We start from the raw sequence: 23,542 nt of genomic DNA on the forward strand, positions 1-23,542 counted from the left end.
TCTCCGATAGCGCCACGCCCAAGGTGCAAAAAACACCACGGATCAATGTGGGAGCGGGCTTGCTCGCGAATGCGCAGTGTCAGTCACTACTGATTTCACTGACCCACCGCAATCGCGGGCAAGCCCGCTCCCACAGGGGTTTTCGGTGTTGTTCTAAGCGGGGTAACCGGTGATTTTGCGGATGCTTTGGTACAACGGCTTGAGCTGTCGGTACATGCGCAAGTACACCTCTTTGTACAGTCGCTCATAGACCTGCTGCGCCTCGGGTTGTGGCATGAACACCGCACCGACCCGCGTCATGGCCGCCATCGCCGTGGGAAAGTCCGCGTACAGACCCAGCCCCACCGCGCAGCAAATCGCTGCGCCCAGACCGGACGCTTCATAGACATGCGGACGCTCGGCCGGCAGGCCGAAAATGTCGGCCGTGAGCTGCATCGCCGCATCACTCTGGGAGCCACCACCGGCAACACGCAAACGCGTGACGGAGACTTTCGAGCGCTTCTCGATTTTCTCCAGGCCCTGACGCAAGGCATACGCCAGGCCTTCGAGGATCGCCCGATAGATATGCGCGCGGGTATGCACATCACCGAAGCCGATCATCGCGCCCTTGGCCTCCACACCCGGTTCGCGGATGCCGGGCGACCAGTAGGGTTGCAACATCAGCCCCATGGAGCCCGGCGGCACCGCATTGACCAGCGCATCGAAGAGTTGCTCGGGCTCGATGCCCTGCGCCTTGGCCTGCTGCATTTCCCGCAGGCCGAACTCGTTCTTGAACCAGCTGACCATCCAGTAGCCGCGATAGATCATCACTTCGCAGTTGTATTGATCCGGCAGCGCAGACGGGTAAGGCGGAATCAACGGGACGATTTCCAGGTAGCGCGACCGAGTGCTGGTAATCGTCGCCGTGGTGCCGTAGGACAGGCACACCGTGCTCGCGTCGACGACGCCGGAACCCACCACTTCGCAAGCCTTGTCGGCACCCGCGGCGATCAGCGGCAACCCTTCGGGAATACCGGTGTGGCGGCTGGCTTCAGCGGTGATGAAACCCAGGGTTTCGCCGGGCTTGTGCAGGCTCGGCAATTGCTCGGGGCGCACCGCCAATGCCTGCCATTTCCAGTCGCTGGGCGCGGCCCATTTCAGACGTTTGAAATCGAACGGCAGGTAACCGACGCAACAGCCCACGGAATCGACAAAGCGCCCGCACAGGCGATGGGTGAGAAACCCCGAGAGCAACAAAAACTTGTCGGTCGCCGCCCACACTTCAGGCTGGTGCTTCGCGATCCAGTTGGCCTCGGCCTGGGCGCGGAAATAATCCACGGTGGCTTGCGCGCCGACCAGTTTGAACAGCCAGCCCCACGGCCCCTTGATGCCGCCTTCGACTTCAGTCTGGCGTTGATCGAGCCACAGGATCGCCGGGCGCAGCGGCTTGCCTTGGGCATCGACGTTGATCAAAGTACCGCGCTGGGTGGTCAGGGAAACGCCGGCAATCTGCGACCGATCGATACCGGTTTGCTGCCACACCTGCTGGCAGGCCTCCCCCAGTTTCGCCCAGTAATACTCCGGGTCCTGCTCGGCCCAGCCCGGTTGAGTCGAATAATAGGCCTGCAACTCGACCTTGCCTTTGCCCAGCAAATTGCCCTGCAGGTCGAAGAGCAGCGCGCGCACGCTCTGGGTGCCATTGTCGATGGCCAGCAGGTAACGCTTGTTCGGGTGGTTATCCATGGAGCTCTCTTCAATGGGCATGGGTGGCGCGCATTCCTGAATGTTCTAATCCGTAGCAGCTGTCGAGCGAAGCGAGGCTGCGTCCGAGGACAACGTCCTCGCAATCACGGGGGCGACGGCTTCGCCGCCGAACGCTGCCTCGCTGCGCTCGACAGCTGCTACAGGGCTGCAGGGTCGCAGGGCAAACCGTGATGACGTTGCCACAACGCCTGGTAGCGCTGCTGCTCCTGCTGCCAACGCTCGTCGTCCCAGCCCAGTCGTGGTTGGCAGAGTTGGCGAATCGCAGTGAAATAATCCTCGCCACCGTGCGGCAGCAACAGGCCCAGACGGGTTCGGCGCAGCAGCAGGTCATCCAGGTGCAGGACCATTTCCGACTCGCAGGCAAAGGCCAGCTCCGCCCACAACGTATCCGTGACGCCAACCGTGTCATGACCCAACTCGGCGAGCAGTTGCGCCAGCCTCGGCAGATCACGGCCATGCCGCCCCGCCAGACGTCGCCACTGGCTGCCACTGAGCCCCGGGATCGCCAGCGGCGGTACGGCGGCAAACACCGGCCCGGCGTCATCATCGAAGGGACGTTCGAGCATGTTCGCGCAGGCCTTGAGCACTTCGATGGCCTGCGGGCGAAAGGTGGTCAACTTGCCGCCGGCCAGGGTCACGCAGCCAGGCTCCTGCCACAGCACATGCTCGCGGGTTTCATTCGACGGTTTGCCTTGATGTTCACCCGCCGCACTGCCCACCACCGGGCGCACCCCGGACCAGGTCGACAGCACGTCGTCAGCGACTACCTCTGCGTGGGGAAATTGTTGAGTACAGGCCGCCAGCAAATAGTCGAGCTCCTCGCGGCTGATGCTCGCGCTCTGGTCCAGGTCTTCGTGATGATCGAGGTCCGTGGTGCCGACCACCGTGGCGCCCTCCCAAGGAAAAACGAACACCGGTCGACGGTCGCGCTCGTGCAGGAAGGTGAAAGCCTGCGCCACGGGCAGACGCCAGCCCGGTAGCAACAAGTGACTGCCCCGCAACGGGCGCAACTGACGAGGGGCATCGGGCAGGCGCAAGCGCTCGGCCCAGGCGCCAGTGGCCACGGCCAGCACACCACAACGCAAGGTCAGCAATCCGTCACCCTCGCAGTCCTTGACCTGAACCCCGCAAACGCGCCCCTCTTCACGCAGCAATCGCTCCACGCGCACGCCGTTGAGTACCACGGCGCCGTCGCCTCGCGCCTCGCCTAAAACGCGCATCACCAGACGCGCATCATCGGTCAGCGCATCGACAAAACAGGTGCCGCCCAGCAGGTCATCTTCCTTCACGCCCGGCGCCAGATAATGCAGTTGTTGCGCGTCATGGAAGCGATGGCTGCGCCGCCCGGCCAACGCGTCATAGATGGACAACAAACCACCCAGCACCCGTGGGCCGGGAAAGCCGCCACGGTAATGCGGCATCATGAAACTCATCGGTTCCACCAGCCCCGGCGCTTCGTCGAGCAGGCGCTGGCGTTCGCGCACCGAATCACGGGTCAGGCGCCACTGGCCCTTGGCGATGTAACGCAAACCGCCATGGACCATTTTCGAGGATCGGCTGGAGGTGCCCCAGGCGAAATCGCGCTGTTCCAGCAGCAGGCAGCGCCAGCCACGGCGCGCCGCCTCGCGCAGGATACCGGCGCCGCTGATGCCGCCGCCGATCACGATCAGGTCCCAGGTTTCATCCGCCAGCGTCGGCAATACGTGCTGTCGCCACGCGGCGTTCCAGTCCAGGCTCATGGCCGTCACTCCTGCAACAGCGTGCCAGGGTTGAGGCGCCCGGCCGGATCAAAATGTCGGCTCAGCGCCTGCAAGGTGTCCATCGCCAGCGCGCCCTTCTCGCGCAGCAGGTACGGCGCGTGGTCCTTGCCCACGCCATGCTGGTGACTGATGGTGCCGTGGTTGTCGACGATGGTCTGGCTGGCCGCGTGCTTGAGCGCCTGCCAGCGCGCCAGGGTGGCGGGATAGTCCGCCGCCGGGCGAAACACATAGGTGGTGTAGATGCTCGACCCTTCGCCGTAGACATGCGACAGGTGAGTGAACACGTGCACCCGCTCGCCCTCAGCCGCCAAGGCGTCGCGCAGGCTGTTTTCGATCAGGGTGAGCAGGTTGTCGACATTGCTCCAGTCGGTAGCGGTTTCCAGGGTGTCGACCACGTAACCGGCGTTCCACAAGTTCTCGCGCAGGTAGGGAAAACGGAAGCGGTTCTGCGCCCACTTCTTGCCGAGCAAGGTGCCGGTAAACACTCCGCCGAACGCCTTGAGGTGCTGGCGGGCCTGGCTCAGGGACAGCGCATTTTGCTTGCGATTACCGGTCACGCCGAAGGTCAACAGGCATTTGCCCGCACCGGCGCCGCGCAGGTTCAGGTACTTTTCCAGCCAGGCGATCTGCTGCGGGTGACCGGCCAACGCCAACTGGGTTTCGGTTTCCACCGCGTTGGACAGGCGCAGCATCGACAGCGGCACGCGCGCCTGGGCCAACTGGCGGATGGCTTGCAGCGCCTGGGTCCAATCGGGCAGAAAGACCCCGTAGAAACGTTCATCAGCGGGCAATGCACTGACCCGCACCTTGACCTCGGAAATAATCCCGAAACGGCCTTCACAACCCAGCACCACCTCGCGCAGATCGGGGCCGGCAGCCGAGGCCGGGAAGGTCGGGATCTCCAGAGGTCCGGCGAAGGTTTCCAGAGTGCCGCCAGCGAACAGTTGCTCGATTCGCCCATAGCGCAGCGACTGCTGGCCACTGGAGCGGCTGGCGACCCAACCACCCAGAGTCGAGAGCTCCCACGACTGCGGAAAATGCCCCAGCGTATAACCCCGGGCGCGCAGCTGACTTTCCACCTGCGGCCCACTGGCGCCAGGGCCGAAGGTGGCCAGCAAGCTGTGTTCGTCGAGGTCCAGCAGGCGATTCATGCGGGCCAGGGACACCGTCACCACCGGCCGCGCGGAACTTGGCGGGTTGATGTGCCCGGCCACCGAGGTGCCGCCGCCATAAGGAATCAGGCACAGGTCCTGCTGCTGCGCGAGCGCCAACAACTGGCGAATCTGTTCAGCCGTCTCGGGAAAGGCCACGGCGTCGGGATAAATCCCCAGAGCCCCTTCGCGCAACGCCAGCCAGTCCGGCAGGCTCTGCCCCCGTGCATGCAGCAAACGATCATGGGCATCCACGCTCAAAAGCGGGTGTTCCTGCAACCGCGATGCCGGCACACGGGCCAATGCCGTCTCAAGCGTGGCATCGGGCAGCGCTCGACCGTCACCCAACCGTTGCGCGAGAAAACTCGCGCCCTGGGCCGGCAGTTCGACCACCGTGGTTGCATCTCCCCAGCCGTTCCAGCGTCGCATGCGTGTGTCCTTTTGCGGTTCTGATCAGTGAAATTTCAGGCCCCCATACTAATCAGCGGCCCGAAAGTGTCACGGTCGCATCCGGCCAGTTCGAGTAGCCAATTGAGTCAAACGTCGCGCAGGTGTCAGCCATTTACTTTAGCCGTGGTTTCAAATTACCTTTCACGGGCATTCATCCGCGCATGCGGGCCTTGATCAAAGGAAGACGATCATGCAATCCCTGGGCTTCACTTCAGTTCCGCCGCTGCTCAAATACCTGCGTCATGCCGAACAACTGGGCGTGGCCATCGAGCCTGCGTTGGCGGCGGCCGGGTTGCAGGCGCAGCAGTTGAGCGATAACAGCCTGCGGCTGCCGGGTGAAGCCCATGAACGGTTACTCGATTATTTCTGCGAACACTCGGGCGATCCGTTGTTCGGTCTCAATGCCGCGCGTTTTGTATTGCCCAACTCCTGGAGTGTGCTGGGTTACATCACCATGAACTGCGCGACCCTGGGCGATGCCATGAGCCGCATCATGCCCTTCGAGAAGCTGGTGGGCGACATGGGCGTCAGCCGCGCCGAGGTGCAAGGCAGCGAGGTGCACCTGATCTGGGCCTGCCGCCATCAACGCCCGCGCATTCGCCGGCACCTGGTGGAAAACGTGCTCGGTTCCTGGCTGCAATACGCACGCTGGATCGCCGATACCCATCTGTCGCCGGCCGCCGTCTGGCTGGAACATCCACGCCCGGCTGACACGGCGCTGGCGCAATACGAGCAGTTTTTCGACTGCCCGGTCCTGTTCGACCAGCCCTACTCGGCGCTGATTGTGCCGTTGCCGTACTTGCAGCTGCCCTTGCGCCAGGCCGATGCGCAATTGCTGCGCACCCTGGAAGAACACGCGATGGGATTGATGGCCACGCTGGAGGACGCGTCGCTGGAACAGCGGGTCAAGAACATCCTGCGCCAGTTACTCAAGGAAGGCCTGCCACGCAAGGAACAAGTGGCCGAGCATCTCGCCGTGTCGGTGCGCACGCTGCAACGCCAGTTGCATCAGGCCGGCACCTCGTACCAGCAGATCCTCGATGACCTGCGCCAGGAATTGGCCGAGCATTACTTGCTCAACAGCACCTTGCCGATCCAGGACATCGCCCAGTACCTGGGTTTCACCGAACCGCGCTCGTTTCACCGCACGTTCAAAAGCCGGCGCGGGATGCCGCCCGGTGAGTTTCGCCAGACTCATCGGGGGTGACTGCGCTGGCCTCTTCGCGAGCAAGCTCGCTCCCACAGTGGATCTTCATTGACCACCGATTTTGTGAACCACACAAAATCCCTGTGGGAGCGGGCTTGCTCGCGAAGGCGTCAGTCGCTACAGCGCAAATAAACACCTTTCAGTGCGGGTGTTTAAAGACACTCAGCGTTACGTGACAACGCCCACAGATCCTTGCGCCGCTGCCTACGACTGCGCCAGAATCCGCCGGCTTGTGCGCTTGGGGGCTGCTCGGTAACTTGGATCGGGTCACTGATTCCCAGTGATCGGGTTTAGCAGCCCGGCTATGTTCGCTCCTGGTTGCACAAGTATCATCCAGTCAGGCATTTGCCTACGCTTGATGGTGGCTGTGCGCATGGCACCTTCGGGTGCGCCGGGATGGGATGCGACCGGTCTGCTAACTTGCGCATAGCCGCCACCCATTCGCTTAGCAGCGAAAGGGATGCGGCCTTACAAGGTACGCTCCCATGTTCAAAGTTACGCCAAACCCACCGGACACCGATCCGGCATCCCCCTACGAAACCCCTGAGTCAAAGAAATTCCACGAAGCCGCCGAGCGCGCGCTCAACCACTATCTTGGTCCTCCTCCGGCCGCCCAGATCATGGCGACGCCCTACCAACCGAACCGCCTCTACATGGCCAACCCGGCGTCCGGCACGGAACCCTTGCTGGCCGACGCCAGCGAAACCCTGGGCTCAGCCACCGTCATGCTCAACGACTTCGCCGCCCTGCTCCAGGGCTCGCACCGCAAAACCGTGCAAGGTATCGCCCAAGTGGTCATGGTGGCGGAAATGGCGGTCAATCAAGTGCTGGATAAATTAGTGCCTACAGAGTGATCAATGCGCTGGCGCTTGCCACATTGACCGCCGATCCCTGAACGAAAAAGCCCGCGGCCAAACCGCAATGGTTTGGCAGCGGGCTTCTTTGTGCGGCGGGGGCTTTTCAGCTCAAAGGCTGATCGCGTTAGTGAACACCAACCGGTTGCCGAACGGATCGGCGATGGTCATGTCCTGGCTGCCCCACGGCATGGCCTGAATCTGTGGATGCGAAAACGCGTATTCCTTGGCAATCAATTGCTGCTGGAAGGCTTCCAGTTCACCGGTCTCGATGCGCAGGGCCGAACCCGGCGTGGCGTCGCCATGGTGTTCGGACAGGTGCAGCACGCATTCGCCACGAGACACCTGCAAGTACAACGGGAAGTTCGCTTCGAAACGGTGCTGCCAGTCGACTTTGAAACCCAGGAAGTCGACGTAAAACTCCAACGCCTTGGCTTCATCGAAAATCCGCAGGATCGGGGTGGTTTTACCGAAACTCATGCAGTTACTCCCTGACTGAAATGACGCCCAGTGTAGCTAGGCCGATTGTCAGCGCTTCGGCTTGGTAGCGGCTTTCTTTAGTTGCAATGTGCCACTAGTGTGACAGACCACTAAAAATGCTCACACAAACCCATCACGCAAATCGCCTTGCCGCGCCAGGAACCGCCCTTCCCTTTGACCGTTCGCCTGCCCTTCGCTGTAACTCAATACACCGTTGACCCACACGCCATCGATGCCTTCTGCCGCCCGTTGCGGGTCATTGAAATCCGCCACGTCACGAATGGTCACCGGGTTGAACAACACCAGATCCGCCCAGTTGCCTTCACGAATCTCGCCACGCTCTTTCAAGCCAAACCGCGCCGCCGACAGCCCGGTCATCTTGTGTACCGCCGTGTGCAACGGAAACAACCCGACATCGCGACTGAAATGCCCGAGTACCCGTGGAAATGCGCCCCACAATCGCGGATGCGGGAACGGGTCTTCCGGCAATCCGTCAGAGCCGACCATCGATAGCGGATGCGCGAGGATTCTGCGGACATCCGCTTCGTCCATTCCGTAGTACACCGCACCCGCCGGTTGCAGTTGGCGGGCGGCGTCGAGTAACGACAGGTTCCACTCGGCGGCGATGTCCATCAGGTCGCGGCCGCCCATTTCCGGGTGCGGTGTCGACCAGGTGATGGTGATACGGTGCGCATCGGTGACTTGCTTCAAATCCAGCGTCGAAGAACTGGCCGCGTAGGGATAGCAGTCGCAGCCCACCGGGTGGGTTTTCGCCGCGTGTTCAAGGGACGCCAGCAATTGCGAGCTGCGCCCCCAGTTACCGGCACCCGCGCATTTGAGGTGGGAAATGATCACCGGGGATTTCGAATGACGACCAATCTGGAAAGCCTCGTCCATGGCCTCCAGCACCGGTTCGAATTCGCTGCGCAAATGGGTGGTGTACACCGCACCGAACGCCGTCAGCTCTTCGGTCAGTTGCTTCACTTCATCGGTGGACGCCGAGAACGCGCTGGCGTACGCCAGGCCTGTGGATAACCCCAACGCGCCGGCCTCAAGGCTCTCGCGCAGTTGCTCGCGCATTGCGCTGATTTCATCCGCCGTGGCCGTGCGGAACAAGTCGTCGAGGTGGTTGCTGCGCAACGCGGTGTGCCCGACCAGCGCTGCAACGTTCAACGTGGTGTTCGCCGCTTCGACTGCCGCGCGGTAGTCGCTGAACGTCGGATAAACAAAGGCTGCGGCGGTGCCGAGCAGGTTCATCGGGTCCGGCGGATTGCCCTTCAAGCTCACCGGTGAAGCGCTGATCCCGCAGTTGCCGACGATCACCGTGGTCACACCCTGGCTGAGCTTGGGCAGCATCTGCGGTTGGCGGATGACGACCGTGTCGTCATGGGTGTGCACATCGATAAAACCCGGCGCCAGCACGCGGCCGGCGGCGTCGATTTCTTCGGTGGCCGTGGCATCGTGCAAATCGCCGATGCGCTCGATGCGCCCGTCCAGGATCGCCACATCGGCGGGGTAGCCAGGACGATTGCTGCCGTCGATGACCAGGGCGTTGCGAATCAGCGTGTCGTACATCATGTCAGTCTCCCAGCGGCAAGTGATCGTCGCCGCCGCGGTAATCGTCCAGGGCGAGTTTTATTCGCCGCAGACGCTCTTGATTGTCTTCAGGGTTAGCCAGCGCCAGCTCGGTGGCCAGCACGTCGATCGCCAGCAGCATGCCGTAGCGTGCCGCGGTCGGTTTGTAGATAAAGGACGTCTCGGCGCTTTGCAGCGGCAGCAGCACATCGGCCAGTTGCGCCAGCGCCGAGTCGGCCCGGGTGATCGCCAGAATTCGCGCGCCGTAGCTGCGGGCCAGTTCAACGGCTTGAAGCAGCTCGGGGGTAATGCCGGTCAGCGAGCAGACGATGACCGCGTGCTCGGCGCCAAGGCTGGCGGCGGTGACGCGCATCATCACCGGGTCGTGGCACACGGCAATCGGATAACCGAGCCGCACCAGCCGCACTTGCAGCTCATCACTGCACAAGGTCGAGCAGCCGCCCATGCCGAATGCATGAATCATGCGCGCCTTGCCCAGCAGCTTCACCGCATCGGTGAAGCGAGTCTCGTCGAACGCCGACAGATGCTGGTGCAAGGTCGACTCGATATCACCGACGATCTGCCGGTAAAACGCCGACTGGTCCGGCGTGCCGGCCGGGTCGAGAAAACGGCTGCCGACGCCACTGGCCTGGGCCAGTTGCAGGCGCAAATCGCGCAAATCCCGGCACCCTACCGTGCGGGCGAAACGCGACAGGGTGGCCGTGCTGACTTCCGCTCTCAGCGCCAGCTCATCAAGGCTGGCGGACGAGGCAAAGCCTACGTCGTCGAGCATCAGACGAGCGATGCGTCCTTCACCGGCACTGAAGGAATCCTGGCGGGCGCGGATCTGGTAGAGGATGTCCATGGCAGGCGACTCCGGTTAAATCAGGTAGGAAAGGCCCACGGTCAGACCGAACGCGACCACCGAAATAATAGTCTCCAGCACGGTCCAGGTCTTGAAGGTCTGGGCGACGCTCATGTTGAAGTATTCCTTGATCAACCAGAAGCCACCGTCGTTGACGTGGGAAAAGATCACCGACCCGGCGCCGGTCGCCAGCACCAGCAATTCTGGATGCGGATAGCCGAGCCCAATGGCCACCGGCGCGACAATCCCCGAAGCGGTGGTCATCGCCACCGTCGCAGAACCGGTGGCGATGCGCATCAACGCGGCGAACAACCAGCCCATGATCAGCGGCGACAGGTGAAATTCGTGGGCCAGGCTGACGATCTGGTCGGTGACGCCGGCGTCCACCAGAATCCGGTTGAGGCCGCCACCGGCGCCCACCAGCAAGGTGATGCTCGCGGTCGGGGCCAGGCATTCGTTGGTGAATTTAAGGATCGATTCGCGGCTAAATCCCTGGGCGATGCCGAGGGTCCAGAAGCTCAGCAGCGTGGCCAGCAGCAAGGCGATCACCGAGTTGCCGATGAACAACAAAAACTGGTTGAGGCCGCTGCCTGGCGTGGAGATCAGGTTGGCCCAGCCACCAATCAGCATCAGCACCACCGGCAACAGAATGGTCGCCATGGTGATGCCGAAGCCCGGCAGGCTGTCGCGCGGTTCGCGCTCAAGGAACTGGCGTTCCAGCGGGTTTTCCGCCGGCAACTGAATGCGCGGCACGATGAACTTGGCGTACAGCGGACCGGCGATGATCGCCGTCGGAATGCCGATCAGAATCGCGTACATCAACGTCTGCCCGACCGACGCCCCATACACCTGCACCGCGAGCATCGCCGCCGGGTGCGGTGGCACCAGCGCATGCACCACCGAGAGCCCGGCGACCATCGGCAAACCGACCATCAGAATCGACACGCCCACACGCCGCGCCACGGTAAAAGCGATCGGCACCAGCAACACAAAACCGACCTCGAAGAACAGCGGCAGCCCGACCAGGAATGCAATGCAGACCATCGCCCAGTGCGCGTTCTTCTCGCCGAAGCGGTCGATCAAGGTCCGCGCCACCTGCTCGGCGCCGCCGGACTCGGCCATCATCTTGCCGAGCATCGTCCCCAGCGCCACCACCAGCGCAATGTGCCCCAGGGTTTTGCCGACCCCGGCCTCGTACGCGCCCACCACGCCGGACGCCGGCATCCCGGCCAGCAAGGCCAGGCCGATGGACACCAGGGTGATGACGATAAAGGGATTGAGCCGGTAACGGGCGATCAGAACGATCAGTGCAATGATGGCGATGGCGGCATACACCAGCAGCCAATAGCCGAAGGACAGGGTCATGCGGTACTCCTCGAAAGGGTCACGTCGAATGGATTGTGAAACTCTTAAAACATTTCGAGAGGTGATTTTCAAACGAGGTGAAAGTAATTTTCGCGAAGGGGTAAGGGTTGTCGTTGAGAGATATGCGCGGTCGAGGATTATGAAAATCGGGCAGGCGGATTTTCATCCCTTCACGCTGATCGTTCCTACGCTCCGCGTGGGAATGCAGCCAGGGACGCTCTGCGTCCCAAAGTGGACGCGGAGCGTCCGGTGAGGAATTCCCACGCAGAGCGTGGGAACGATCTCGAGGTGGGCTCAGTCGTGACTCACGCGGGCGCGTTTCAGCAGTTTTTTGCAACGCTCCGACACGTGCAGCACGCGCAGGTGCTTGCCGGCCTTGGTGTAGCGTTCGCGCAGCGTATCCAGCGCGGAGATGGCCGAGTAATCAACGAAGCTCAAATGACGGCAATCGAGCGTGACCTGGGCAGGATCATTGGCCGGATCGAATTGATTGAGGAAAGGGGTCGTCGAGGCAAAGAACAGCGTGCCATGCACCCGGTAGAGTTTGCTGCCGTCGTTCTCCAGATGACTGTCGGCGTACAGCTGCCGAGCCTGCTGCCAGGCAAAGTTGAGCGCCGCGATGATGATCCCGCACATCACAGCGGTGGCCAGATCGGTGAACACGGTGATGACCGTCACCGCGATGATCACCAGCACGTCGTTCAACGGCACTTTGTTCACCACCCGCAGCGAGGCCCAGGCGAACGTCTGCTGGGACACCACAAACATCACCCCGACCAGCGCCGCCAGCGGGATACGCTCGATCAGCGGCGAAAGAAACAGGATGAACAGCAGAATCAGCACCCCGGCCACCACTCCGGATAACCGGCCGCGCCCACCGGAGCTGAGGTTGATCACGGTCTGGCCGATCATCGCGCAGCCCCCCATGCCACCGAATACGCCCGAGACCATGTTGGCCGCGCCCAGCGCCACGCACTCGCGATCCGGGAAGCCGCGGCTCTCGGTGATTTCGTCGGTCAGGTTCAGGGTCAGCAGGGTTTCCAGCAGGCCGACCAGCGCCATCAATATCGCGTAGGGGGCGATGATGCGCAGGGTTTCCAGGCTCCAGGGAATGTCTGGCAGCGCAAAGGTCGGCAGGCCACCGGCGATGTGCGCCATGTCACCCAGCGTGCGGGTCGGCAAGCCCAGCAGATACACCGCCAGGCCCACGCTCAGAATCGCCACCAGTGCCGGCGGCACGGCACGCGTGAGGCGCGGCAGCAGATAAACAATGGCCATCGTCACGGCCACCAGCCCCGTCATCAAGGACAGCGGCGTGCCGCTGAGCCAGGTCTCTCCGCTTTTGAAATGCTCCAGCTGCGCCAGGGCAATGATGATCGCCAGGCCGTTGACGAAACCGAGCATCACCGGGTGCGGGACCATGCGCACCAGTTTGCCCAACTTCAGCAGCCCGAACGCCAACATGATCAACCCACCCAGCAGCACCGTGGCCAGCAAATACTGCACGCCGTGTTGCACCACCAGTGCCACGATCACCACGGCCATCGATCCGGCAGCCCCCGAGACCATCCCCGGCCGCCCGCCGAACAGCGCGGTCAGGGTGCAAATGATGAACGCCCCGTAAAGCCCCATCAGCGGGTTGAGATGCGCGACCAGCGCGAAGGCGATGCACTCGGGGAGCAAGGCAAAAGACGTGGTGAGCCCGGCCAGGACATCGGCGCGTAGACGTTTTGGTTTCATGGGGGACCGATAACAACAGGAAAATAGGCAGCGGATGTTACGGAATCGAGCTCGGCCCGACCAGTTGTGGCGTTGCTGAAAACGCCATCGCGGGCAAGCCCGCTCCCACAAGTTTTGTGTCGTTCGCAAAATTGACGAACGACACCCTTCCAGTGGGAGCGGGCTTGCCCGCGAAAAACGATGACGCGGTTTAAGGCGAACTCAAACCATCTCGTCACGAATCCAGTCAATCACCGACGTCCGCTGCGGCACCCAGCCCAGCAGTTCACGCGCCTTTTGACCACGCACCCGGCTGTTGGAACCCAAACCATAGTTGGCCATTTCATACCCCCACTCGGCTTCGGCATCTTTGAGCGGCCAGTCTTGCGCGGCGCCCAGCTTCAGCGCCTGGGCCATCACCGTGGTCATGTCAATGAACGACGCTTCACCGCTTTCAACGAAGTAGAACGTGCCCGGTACGTTCTTGGTCAACGCCAACAGATACAGGGACACCACGTCTTCGATGTGCACGTTGGACCAGATGTTTTGCCCCGGGCCGACATGCCGGACCACGCCACTTTTGCGCGCCTGTTTGAGCAAGCGCGGCAGTTGCACGCTGTCGCGACTGACACCCAGGCTGTGGCCGTAGATCAGGGTGTTGCAGATCACGGCCGAGTTCACGCCGTCGTTCGCCGCGGCGAGGATCAGGTTGTCGATGGCCACGCGGGCAGCCTTGTCGGCAGTCGGTTCCGGCAAGTTGTCTTCGAAGTAGATGACGTCACTTGATTTGCCGCCCGACGCATCGCCGACGATGCTCGAACCGCTGGTGTGCAGGAACACTTTGTTGGAGCCACGCAGGGCGTTGAGCAACGCCTCGACGGCGCCACGATGGTCGCTGCTGGCGGCGTTGATAACGGCGTCGGCAGTGCGAGCCTGTTCGGCGAGCAGGGCGTTGTCGTCGAGCGTGCCGATCACTGGGGTGATGCCCAAGGCGCTCAGTTCATTGGCTTGTTCAGCGCTGCGCACCAGGCCGGTGACGGTGTGGCCGGCACGGATCAGACCGGTGGCGATGGAACCGCCGATAAAACCGGCAGCACCGGTAACGAATACGTTCATGGAGAAACTCCCTGCGTGGATAAGTGATGCAACGAGTATCCAGCAGGGATCACTGACGAATAATCCCCTCTGACCCAATTCACTCTTGCGCAGGAATCACGAATCAGCCCTTGAAATCCGAGTTCGCGTACTCCGCCAATTTGCTTTGGATAAAGTCCAGGAAACACTGAATCCGCAAGGCCAGTTGCGAGTTGCGGTAGTACACCGCGTTGATCGGCTGGCGATAGCCGCTGTTGAATTCGGCCAGCAGCACTTTCAAACGCCCGGCACGAATGTCTTCGATGGTCATGTAGTGCGACAGGCTGGCGATGCCCTGGCCTTCCAGCGCCAGATGGCGAATGGTCTCGCCGCTGGAAGCGCTGATCGACGCCTGTATCGGCCAGCGATCGCCATGCACATAACGCAGCGGCCACTGATTGAGGCCTTCATTCTGGGTAAACCCCAGTAGCGTGTGCTCACTCAAATCCGCAACTGCCTGCGGCGTACCGTGCTGCTCCAGGTACGCCGGGCTGGTGACGATATGCAACGGGCTGCACCCCAGGGAACGGGCATGCAACGTGGAGTCGGTCAGGGTGCCGATGCGGATGGCGATGTCGGTGCTTTGTTCCAGCAGATCGATGATCAGGTCATTGCTGTTGAGTTCCAGCTGAATGTCCGGGTAGAGCCGGCGGAATTCGTCGATGTACGGCACGATGGCGTGCAGCATGAACGGTGAGGCGGCATTGATCCGCAGCCGCCCGGACGGGGTTTGCTGGCGTGAGTTGAGGCGTTCTTCAAGCTCGTCCATCTGATCGAGAATCCGCTTGGCGTGCTCGAAGAAGTACTTGCCCTCCTCGGTCAGGTCCATGCGCCGCGTGGTGCGATTGATCAACGTGGTATCGAGCTTGGCCTCCAGCCGTGACAACGTGCGGCTGACCGCCGAGGGTGTTTGCCCGACCTGTTCAGCCGCAGCGGAGATAGACCCGCACTCAATCACGCAGACAAAAATCTGCAACTCATCGGATCTGGCTTTCACGGATGCCCCTCATTCAAAACTGGCTTGATAGTAGCTGGATGCGGGGCAAAAGGAACCTTACGCCGGCAGGCCGAACACCTCGGTCAAATGCTGCTCATAGCGCGCCACATCGGCTTCGATGTTCGGGCGTTTCATCACGTCGACGCTCAGGAAGGTCGGCAGGCCAGTCATGCCGAGAAACTCGTTGGCCTTGTGGAACGGGAAGTACACCGCGTCCACCCCTTTGCCTTCGAAGAAATCGCTCGGGTCATCGAACGCTTGTTGAGGTGCGTTCCAGGTCAGCGACAGCATGTATTGCTTGCCTTGAATCAGGCCGCCGCTGCCGTACTTTTGCGACGCGTCGGAACGGGTGCGGCCGTCGCTGGCGTAGAGGCTGCCATGGCCTTCGGTGAAGACTTCGTCGAGGTACTTTTTCACGGTCCACGGCGCGCCCATCCACCAGCCGGGCATTTGATAAATGATCACGTCGGCCCAGAGGAATTTGGCGACTTCATCGGCGATGTCGTAACCCTCGTCGATGAAGGTGGTTTTGATATCCATGCCGCCGCGATCCAGCACGCTCAGTGCAGCTTCATGCAGGGTGGTGTTGTAGCGGCCATCGGAGTGGGCGAATTTTTTACCGCCATTGAGCAACAGGACTTTTTTCATGAGAAATCTCGAAAGGTTCAGAAATTTGATGGCGGCAGGTTAACGGCTGGTCCCGCGCGGAATAAGCGCTGAATTCGCAAAATTCATTTGACTCATACGCACGAATCAACAGGCGATTGTTGCCATAAACTTGCGACGGTTCTTAACTTGAGGAGATTTCTGATGAGTGAAATGCAAGGCTTCATCCTGCACGCCAAGACCCACCCGGAAAAATCCGACGCCTTCGAAGCGTTTTTCCGTGGCTATGTGGAAGCGAGCCGCGCCGAGCCCGGTTGCATCGAGTACCACATGCTGCGCGACAAACAGGACCCGACGCTGTTTATCTTCTACGAGATCTGGCAGTCCCAGGCCCACCTTGATGTGCACTCGAATCTGCCGCACATGAAGCAGTTCCTCGACCAGCGCGATGAGTACCTGGAACGGGATTTCGATATCCGCGCCATCGACATGCTCAGCCCGTCGTCGGCTAACCGCTGATCAACAAATGGCCGCCGAGCACACCGAGGCCGATGAAAAACACACGCTTGAATAACGAAGCGCTGATCCGCTGACGCAGCCATTGGCCCAGCCACATACCGAGCACTGCCGGGATCAGCGCCAGCAACGAGGCGCTCAATTCACCACCGCCCAGAGTGCCGCGCCATAACAGGCCCGCGGCCAGCGCGAGGGTCGAAACGGTGAACGACAAACCCAGTGCCTGCACCAGTTCGTCCTTGCTCAAGCCGAGCGCTTGCAGATAAGGCACAGCGGGAATCACGAAGACACCGGTGGCCGAGGTGATGACGCCTGTCAGCACGCCACACAGCGGACCGAGCCAACGTTCGCTGCGACTGCCCACGCGCAAGGTTGGCAGGAACAAGCCGCTCAGCGCGTACAGCAACAACGCAGCCCCCAAGCCCCGCACCACCCAATGCCCTCCAGCCATGCCGATCCACAGCGTGCCCGCCCCCGTGCCGATGAAGATCGACAGCAACAGCGGCCATAGCCGTTTGATCAGCCCGCGCAAATGCCCACCGAACGCCAGTTGCCAGACATTGGTGAGCGTCGCGGGGATGATCAACAGCGCCGCTGCCTGCGACGGGGCCATAGCCAGGCCGAGAAGGCCCATGGCGATGGTGGGCAAGCCGAGGCCGATGACGCCCTTGATCATGCCGGCCAGCAGGAAGGTAGCGATGACCAGCAAAGAAAGGGCAAGCCCGAGGTTTTGGTAGAACGCGGCGAGTGTATTCATGGGGCTATCCTGAGCCCGGACGAGTCAGTTGAAAATCTGCCATATACTGAGTCAGCCTCTTGCCAAGCAAGAGGCAGTGATCGTTCCCACGCTCTGCGTGGGAATGCAGCCCGTGACGCTCCGCGTCACCTGCCGAAGCGGACGCAAAGCGTCCAGTGAGGCATTCCCACGCAGAGCGTGGGAACGATCTTGGGATAAAACATGCACTTTGACCTGACCGACCTGCGCCTCTACCTGAACATCCTCGACAGCGGCAACATCACCGCCGGCGCCGTGCGCAGTCATCTGTCCCTGGCAGCCGCAAGTGCAAGAATCCGCGCCATGGAGGCTTCGCTCGGTATCGAATTCCTGCAGCGTGGCCGGCGCGGCGTCACGCCCACCTCGGCGGGCAAAGCCTTGGCCAAACACGCCCGGGCCCTGCTGCAACAGGCCGAGCTCATGCAACAGGATCTGGCCGAGTACGCCAAAGGGGTCAAAGGCCAGGTGCGGTTGCTGTGCAACACCACGGCGATCACCGAGTACCTGCCGGAGTTGCTCGCGGACTTCCTGCACGAGCATCCGAATCTCGACATCGACCTTCAAGAACTCCCCAGTGCGCGCATCACTCACGCCTTGCGTCAGGGTGCGGCTGACTTGGGTATCGTCTCCGACGCCGTGGAAACCGATGACCTGCAAACCCGTGCGTTTCGCGACGATCCGCTGGTATTGCTGCTGCCCCGCGATCATCCGTTGGCGGACCGCGAATCCCTGAGTTTCGGCGACACCCTGCACCATGATTTCGTAGGACTGAACGCCAGCAGTGCCTTGGCCGTGTACCTCGAAGCACAAGCGCTGCACGCTGGCGTACGCCTGAAAATCCGCATCCGTGCCGACGGTTTTGATGGCGTCATGCGCATGGTCGCTCGGGGCGCGGGGCTGGCGATCGTGCCCCTCGCAGCCGTCGAGCGCTGGTCCGGCGAACAGCCTTTCCAGAGCATCGCACTGCAAGAGCCCTGGGCCCAACGCAAACTCCTGCTCTGTGCCCGGGACTTTGCCACGCTGCCCGGTTATGCCAGAGCCCTTCTGCATACCTTGACTCTCCCCTGAGGGGCAGACTTTACCCTTGAGGTTTCATCATCAAGGACAGAGACGATGGGCAAACGAATTCTGGTGATTCTCGGTCATCCTTCCAGCAACAGCTTCTGCGCCGCACTCGCCGAGCGCTACGCACAGTCGGCGTTGCGCGCCGGGCATGAAGTCCGCCAACTGTTTCTCGGCAGGATGGACTTCGACCCGGTGCTGCGCGAAGGCTATCAACAGATTCAACCTCTGGAAGCCGACTTGCGCCAGGCACAGGCCGACATCCTGTGGGCGGAGCATCTGACGCTGGTTTATCCAATCTGGTGGGGCGGGATTCCGGCCTTGCTCAAGGGCTTTTTTGATCGAGTATTCCTGCCCGGTTTCGCTTTCAAGTACCGTGAGGGCAACGCCTTTCCCGATAAATTGTTGCAGGGTCGCAGCGCGCATTTATTGGTGACCATGGACACGCCACCCTGGTATTACCGTTGGGTGTATCGCATGCCCGGGCTGCATCAGGTCCGCAAAACCACCCTCGCCTTCTGCGGTATCGAACCCAGGCGCACACTCACCTTCGGCCCGATTCTCGGCGCCAGCGCAGTCCAGCGTGAAGCCTGGCTGCTGCAAGCCCAGGCTATCGCCAGCCGCTGAGTCTGCCGATAATGCGCGGGGCTGTACCACGGCAAAAAAGGATTTTTCATGTACATCGGCCAAGCCGCGCAACGCTCCGGCACCACGATCAAGAGCATCCGCCATTACGAGTCGATCGGCTTGCTGCCTGAGGCCCGGCGCTTAGGGAAATACCGCGTCTATGACCAGCAAAGTGTCGACTTGCTGATTTTTATCAAGTGCGCCCAGCAACTGGGTTTCAGGCTCAAGGAATTGCAGGCGAGCTTCGCCGGCCATCAGGGTCAGTCAATGCCGTGGGAACTGGCGCGCCAGGCCATCGATGCCAAAAAGCGCGAGATCAGTGAGCGAATAACCGTGCTGTCGCACCAGCACGCACAATTGATCGCGTTCGAAGCCAGCCTCGAACAATCCAGGGCCGATTGCCCATTGGAAAGTCTTTGAGGTGTTGCGCGTTTCTGGACACCTGGATGTCGAGTTCAGACAACTGACCGGTGCATGGGGGCTATAGGGTGCGACTTCAGTTCTTGAGCCCACTGCCCGGAGTCATCATGACCGCACCGATTACCGTCCTTCGCGATACTCATCCACTGCCGGTACTAGACGCCTGCAAATGGGAAAAACTCGAAGGTGACCCGCACACCGTCAACCTCAACGCCTACACCAGCGAAGACGGCAGCAAGATCATGGGCACCTGGATCTGCACGCCGGGCAAGTGGTATGTGGAATATGTGAAGTGGGAATACTGCGATTTCCGCGAGGGCTACTGCATCATCACCCCGGAAGGCAAAGAGCCGATCCATCTGCGCGCCGGCGATATTTTCGTCATCGAGCCGGGGATGAAAGGCACGTGGGAAGTGGTTGAAACCGTGCGCAAGTATTTCGTGTTTGCCTGATGCAAAAAAACCGGGGGATCACCCGACGTGATCTCCCGGTAAATATCTCTATGTAAATGCAATCACTGTGGGAGCGAGCTTGCTCGCTCCCACAGGTCTTCGACCTCAAGCCCCACTCATCGCAATCGCTCTTTTACTGCGGTTTGCGATAGCTGTTGATGATCGCCGAGAAGTCTTTACCACCTTCCCCACGCTGGCTCATCGCCTGATACAACTGCTGGGCCACTGCGCCGAGCACCACCGGTTGATGCGCCTGACGGGCCGCTTCCGTGGCCAGTCCCAAATCCTTGAGCATCAGTTCGGCACCGAAGCCGCCGGTATAACCGCGCGAGGCCGGCGCTGTTTCAACGATGCCCGGCCACGGGTTGTACATTTCCGAGCTCCAGCAACGCCCGGTCGAGCTGTTGATGATCCCGGCCAGGACGGTCGTGTCGATCCCCAGTGCATCACCCAGCGCCATGGCTTCGCTGACGCCGACCATGGAAATCGCCAGCAGCAGGTTGTTGCAGATCTTGGCGATTTGCCCGGTGCCGACTTCACCGCAATGGACGATGTTGCGGCCCATCTGCGCCAACACCGGTTGCAGGGTGGCGAACAGTTCCGGGGTGGCGCCGACCATAAACGTCAGCGTGCCGGCCGCCGCACCGCCGGTGCCGCCAGAGACGGGCGCATCGGCCATGGCCACGCCTTGCTTGGCTGCGGCGGCGGCCACATCACGCGCGGTCTGTGGATCAATGGTGCTGCAATCCACGGCCGGTACGCCTTGGCCGATACCGGCGAGAACGCCGTCTTCACCCAGCCACACACTGCGAACATGCACAGCGGCGGGCAGCATGGTGATCACCAGTTCTGCACCTTGTGCCGCTTCACGCGCCGAAGCGCTGATGCTGCCGCCCAACTGCTCAAGTTCTGCCAGCACGGTTTTGTTCAGGTCGACCAGGCGCAGCGCGTGGCCGGCCTTGATCAGGTTGCGCGCCATCGGGGCGCCCATGTTGCCGAGACCGATAAAAGCGATTTTCATGTCCGGCTCCTTAACGCAAGTTGATGGTGGTGTTCACACCGTCGTTGACGCTGTCGTCATCGAACCAGCGGCTGGTGACGGTCTTGGTCTGAGTGTAGAACTGCACCACTTGCTTGCCATACGGGCCGAGGTCGCCGAGTTTGGAGCCGCGCGAACCGGTAAAGCTGAAGAACGGGACCGGCACCGGAATCGGGATGTTGATGCCGACCTGGCCGACGTCGATTTCGTTCTGGAATTTACGCGCCGCCGCACCGCTCTGGGTGAACAGGCCCGTGCCGTTGCCGAACGGGTTGGCGTTGACCAGCGCAATGGCTTCGTCGAGCGTATTCACTTCCAGTACGACCAGCACCGGGCCGAAGATTTCCTGGGTGTAGATCTGCATGTCGGTGGTCACGCCAGAGAACAGGGTCGGGCCGACAAAGTTGCCTTTCTCGTAACCCGGAACCGTGATCTCGCGACCGTCCAGCTCCAGCTTGGCGCCTTCCTTGATGCCGCTTTCGATCAGATCGAGAATCCGCGCCTTGGCTTTTTTCGAAATAACCGGCCCCACGTCGGTGCCCGGCTCGCTGCCCGCATTCACAGTCAGCTTCTGCGCCAGCGCTTTCAGATCCGGCAGCCATTGCTTGGCCGCGCCGACCAACACCACCACGGAGGTGGCCATGCAGCGTTGACCGGCGGCACCGAAACCGGCGCCGACCAGTGCGTTCAGCGCTTGCTCGCGATTGGCGTCCGGCAGCACCACGGCGTGGTTCTTCGCGCCCATCATCGATTGCACGCGTTTGCCGTGTTTGCCGGCCAAGTCGTAGACGTGCGTACCGACGGCGGTCGAACCGACGAAGGAAACTGCCTTGATGTCTTTGTGCGTACAGAGCGCGTCCACCACGTCCTTGCCACCATGCACGACGTTAAGCACGCCCGCCGGAACGCCGGCCTCGATCGCCAGTTCCACCAGGAGCATGGTCGACATCGGGTCCTGTTCGGACGGTTTGAGCACGAAGGTGTTGCCGCAGGCGATGGCCATCGGGAACATCCACAACGGAATCATCGCCGGGAAGTTGAACGGGGTGATGCCGGCGCAGACACCGATGGGTTGACGCAGGGTGTAGGTGTCGACACCGCCGGCCACGTTCTCGGCAAATTCGCCCATTTGCAGGCTGCCGATGGAGCAGGCGTGCTCGACCACTTCCAGGCCGCGGAAAATGTCGCCTTCAGCGTCGGCGATGGTTTTGCCCTGCTCGGCACTGAGGACCACGGCGATACGCTTGGAGTGTTCGCGAATCAATGCCTGGAGCTTGAGCATGATGCGCATCCGCGCGCCGATCGGGGTCAGTTTCCAGGTCTGGAAAGCACGATGGGCGGCGCTGATGGCGGCATCGACTTCTTCGGTGGTTGCAAACGGAACCTTGGCCAGCACTTGCTGGGTCGCAGGGTTGACGATGTCGTGCCACTCGGTGGACTTCGATTCGACCCACTGGCCGTCGATCAACAGCTTGACCTTCTGCACGGTGGTTTCGTTAGGCGTGAGCGATGCGTTCATGTGGGTCTCCGGATGCTTGTTTTTATCTTGGGAGCCAAGGCGAGTAAGTCGCCTTGAGATGAGGCGTGTGCCGCGAATTGGTTGTGGAGCTGTTTTTGGAGTATAGATGTGCAAACTTCTAATAAGAACGCACATAAAAGCCGGTCCATCATGCAAAAAAACATCACCTCGCTAGGCTCGCTGAACTGGGACGACCTGAAGTTTTTCCTCGAAGTCGCCCGCACCCGCAAGGCCAGCACCGCGGCCAAGCGCCTGGCGGTGGACTACACCACCGTGTCGCGACGGATCAGTTCGCTGGAAGCTTCATTGGGGACGTTGCTGTTCGAGAAATCCCGGACCAGCGGTTTTGTCCTGACCGCAGAAGGCCAGCGATTGCTGGGTTACGCCGAGTCGATCGAAAGCACGCTGCACATGGCCTGCGAGCAGGTTTCAGGATCGGGAGTCGCGCTGTCCGGGCACGTACGCATGGGTTGCACCGAAGGGTTCGGCAGCTTTTTCATCACCCCGCAACTGAGCCATTTCGTCGACGCCTACCCGGCCATCTCCGTCGACATCCTGCCGCTGCCACACTTCATCAGCCTGTCCAAGCGCGAAGCGGACATCGTCATCGCCCTGGAGCGCCCGGAACACGGGCCGTATGTCTGCTGCAAACTCTGCGACTACCGGTTGCAGCTGTACGCAACCCAGGAGTATCTCGACAAACACCCACCGATCCGCCGCCCGGCAGACCTGGGCAAGCATTCATTCATTAGTTATGTCGACGATTTGGCGTTCAGCTCGGAGCTGTTGTACCTGGCAAACGTACTGCCCGGCGCCAGCGCCAATCTGCGCAGCACCAGCGTGATCGCGCAATTCGTGGCGGCGCAGCAGGGACGCTCGCTGGCCATCCTGCCGTGCTTCCTGGCGGCGCAGGACTCACGATTACTGCCGGTGTTGCCGCAAGAGATCAACATTACGCGGCAGTTCTGGATGTACTGCCGCGAGGACCTGAGGAAGCTCAAGCGGATTACCCTGTTGTGGGATTACATCCGCGCTGTAACCGAGCAGAACCAAGGGTTGTTGATGGGGGAAAGTCGGGAAATGTTGTTCGCCGACTGAGGATTTTCAAGGAATCAGGTATCGAAATCGTCACGAGGCCAGCAGTCCTTTACCAATGCTTTGTAACAGCGGTTGATACGCAACTTGTAACACCGCTGACGACAGATCGGTACGTCCGGAGAGAGGCA

22 protein-coding genes are annotated in these 23,542 nt (G+C 61.4%); 8 read left to right on the forward strand and 14 right to left on the reverse strand.

The window, feature by feature from the left end:
• Window positions 1–153: 153 nt before the first annotated feature.
• The 3 genes from BMS17_RS10870 to BMS17_RS10880 all read right to left on the reverse strand — a co-directional run bounded on the left by BMS17_RS10870 (window position 154) and on the right by BMS17_RS10880 (window position 5,083).
• Complete coding sequence (locus tag BMS17_RS10870; RefSeq protein WP_046031958.1) at window positions 154–1,722, reverse strand: FGGY-family carbohydrate kinase; 1,569 nt, start codon at window positions 1,720–1,722, stop codon at window positions 154–156.
• Between the two features lie 158 nt (window positions 1,723–1,880).
• A complete protein-coding gene (locus BMS17_RS10875; RefSeq protein ID WP_077430921.1) occupies window positions 1,881–3,482 on the reverse strand; it encodes a glycerol-3-phosphate dehydrogenase/oxidase in 1,602 nt (533 codons plus the stop codon).
• A 5-nt stretch (window positions 3,483–3,487) separates the two neighbouring features.
• Window positions 3,488–5,083: an FAD-binding oxidoreductase gene (locus tag BMS17_RS10880; RefSeq protein WP_077430922.1), complete on the reverse strand. Its 1,596-nt coding sequence runs from the start codon at window positions 5,081–5,083 to the stop codon at window positions 3,488–3,490.
• Window positions 5,084–5,294: 211 nt separating this feature from the next.
• On the opposite strand from BMS17_RS10880, the gene BMS17_RS10885 reads away from it, so the two are divergent.
• The gene (locus BMS17_RS10885) at window positions 5,295–6,311 is read left to right on the forward strand and encodes an AraC family transcriptional regulator (RefSeq protein ID WP_077430923.1); all 1,017 of its coding nucleotides are present in this window, start codon (window positions 5,295–5,297) and stop codon (window positions 6,309–6,311) included.
• A 485-nt stretch (window positions 6,312–6,796) separates the two neighbouring features.
• The gene (locus tag BMS17_RS10890) at window positions 6,797–7,165 is read left to right on the forward strand and encodes a DUF6124 family protein (RefSeq protein WP_046031861.1); all 369 of its coding nucleotides are present in this window, start codon (window positions 6,797–6,799) and stop codon (window positions 7,163–7,165) included.
• 111 nt (window positions 7,166–7,276) lie between these two features.
• On the opposite strand, the gene BMS17_RS10895 is transcribed toward BMS17_RS10890, so the two are convergent.
• The 8 genes from BMS17_RS10895 to BMS17_RS10930 form a co-directional block, all read right to left on the reverse strand.
• Complete coding sequence (locus BMS17_RS10895; protein ID WP_077430924.1) at window positions 7,277–7,645, reverse strand: glyoxalase superfamily protein; 369 nt, start codon at window positions 7,643–7,645, stop codon at window positions 7,277–7,279.
• Window positions 7,646–7,765: 120 nt separating this feature from the next.
• Window positions 7,766–9,223: an amidohydrolase family protein gene (locus BMS17_RS10900; RefSeq protein ID WP_077430925.1), complete on the reverse strand. Its 1,458-nt coding sequence runs from the start codon at window positions 9,221–9,223 to the stop codon at window positions 7,766–7,768.
• A gap of 1 nt (window position 9,224) precedes the next feature.
• Window positions 9,225–10,085: a MurR/RpiR family transcriptional regulator gene (locus BMS17_RS10905; protein ID WP_046031858.1), complete on the reverse strand. Its 861-nt coding sequence runs from the start codon at window positions 10,083–10,085 to the stop codon at window positions 9,225–9,227.
• 15 nt (window positions 10,086–10,100) lie between these two features.
• Window positions 10,101–11,450, reverse strand: coding sequence for a gluconate:H+ symporter (locus BMS17_RS10910; protein ID WP_046031857.1), 1,350 nt, complete (start codon window positions 11,448–11,450; stop codon window positions 10,101–10,103).
• Window positions 11,451–11,744: 294 nt separating this feature from the next.
• A complete protein-coding gene (locus BMS17_RS10915) occupies window positions 11,745–13,190 on the reverse strand; it encodes a SulP family inorganic anion transporter (protein ID WP_046031856.1) in 1,446 nt (481 codons plus the stop codon).
• A gap of 201 nt (window positions 13,191–13,391) precedes the next feature.
• Complete coding sequence (locus tag BMS17_RS10920; RefSeq protein ID WP_077430926.1) at window positions 13,392–14,285, reverse strand: NAD-dependent epimerase/dehydratase family protein; 894 nt, start codon at window positions 14,283–14,285, stop codon at window positions 13,392–13,394.
• Between the two features lie 103 nt (window positions 14,286–14,388).
• Entirely contained in the window at window positions 14,389–15,300 is a 912-nt protein-coding gene (locus tag BMS17_RS10925; protein ID WP_077430927.1) for a LysR family transcriptional regulator, read from the reverse strand.
• A 57-nt stretch (window positions 15,301–15,357) separates the two neighbouring features.
• Window positions 15,358–15,948 (reverse strand): NAD(P)H-dependent oxidoreductase, encoded by a 591-nt coding sequence (locus BMS17_RS10930; RefSeq protein ID WP_046031853.1) that lies wholly within the window; start codon window positions 15,946–15,948, stop codon window positions 15,358–15,360.
• A 162-nt stretch (window positions 15,949–16,110) separates the two neighbouring features.
• Between BMS17_RS10930 and BMS17_RS10935 the strand changes: the two genes are divergently transcribed.
• Entirely contained in the window at window positions 16,111–16,425 is a 315-nt protein-coding gene (locus BMS17_RS10935) for a putative quinol monooxygenase (RefSeq protein WP_046031852.1), read from the forward strand.
• Here BMS17_RS10935 and BMS17_RS10940 read toward each other — a convergent pair.
• Window positions 16,415–17,179: a sulfite exporter TauE/SafE family protein gene (locus BMS17_RS10940; protein ID WP_046031851.1), complete on the reverse strand. Its 765-nt coding sequence runs from the start codon at window positions 17,177–17,179 to the stop codon at window positions 16,415–16,417. The genes BMS17_RS10935 and BMS17_RS10940 overlap by 11 nt on opposite strands.
• Before the next feature lie 201 nt (window positions 17,180–17,380).
• Here BMS17_RS10940 and BMS17_RS10945 point away from each other — a divergent pair, with 201 nt between their 5' ends.
• The 4 genes from BMS17_RS10945 to BMS17_RS10960 all read left to right on the forward strand — a co-directional run bounded on the left by BMS17_RS10945 (window position 17,381) and on the right by BMS17_RS10960 (window position 19,758).
• The gene (locus tag BMS17_RS10945; RefSeq protein WP_046031850.1) at window positions 17,381–18,265 is read left to right on the forward strand and encodes a LysR substrate-binding domain-containing protein; all 885 of its coding nucleotides are present in this window, start codon (window positions 17,381–17,383) and stop codon (window positions 18,263–18,265) included.
• Between the two features lie 45 nt (window positions 18,266–18,310).
• The gene (locus BMS17_RS10950) at window positions 18,311–18,886 is read left to right on the forward strand and encodes an NAD(P)H-dependent oxidoreductase (protein ID WP_077430928.1); all 576 of its coding nucleotides are present in this window, start codon (window positions 18,311–18,313) and stop codon (window positions 18,884–18,886) included.
• A gap of 48 nt (window positions 18,887–18,934) precedes the next feature.
• Entirely contained in the window at window positions 18,935–19,306 is a 372-nt protein-coding gene (locus tag BMS17_RS10955; RefSeq protein WP_046031848.1) for a MerR family transcriptional regulator, read from the forward strand.
• A 107-nt stretch (window positions 19,307–19,413) separates the two neighbouring features.
• Entirely contained in the window at window positions 19,414–19,758 is a 345-nt protein-coding gene (locus BMS17_RS10960) for a cupin domain-containing protein (protein ID WP_007946320.1), read from the forward strand.
• 133 nt (window positions 19,759–19,891) lie between these two features.
• Here the strand turns inward: BMS17_RS10960 and mmsB are convergent, their stop codons facing one another.
• A complete protein-coding gene (mmsB, locus tag BMS17_RS10965) occupies window positions 19,892–20,779 on the reverse strand; it encodes a 3-hydroxyisobutyrate dehydrogenase (RefSeq protein WP_046031847.1) in 888 nt (295 codons plus the stop codon).
• 10 nt (window positions 20,780–20,789) lie between these two features.
• On the reverse strand, window positions 20,790–22,316 hold the full coding sequence (locus tag BMS17_RS10970) for a CoA-acylating methylmalonate-semialdehyde dehydrogenase (protein WP_046031846.1): 1,527 nt from the start codon (window positions 22,314–22,316) through the stop codon (window positions 20,790–20,792).
• 150 nt (window positions 22,317–22,466) lie between these two features.
• On the opposite strand from BMS17_RS10970, the gene BMS17_RS10975 reads away from it, so the two are divergent.
• Window positions 22,467–23,414: a LysR family transcriptional regulator gene (locus tag BMS17_RS10975; protein ID WP_046031845.1), complete on the forward strand. Its 948-nt coding sequence runs from the start codon at window positions 22,467–22,469 to the stop codon at window positions 23,412–23,414.
• Window positions 23,415–23,542 lie beyond the last annotated feature (128 nt).

This window comes from Pseudomonas sp. C9 (assembly GCF_002000165.1).
Classification (GTDB): Bacteria; Pseudomonadota; Gammaproteobacteria; order Pseudomonadales; family Pseudomonadaceae; genus Aquipseudomonas.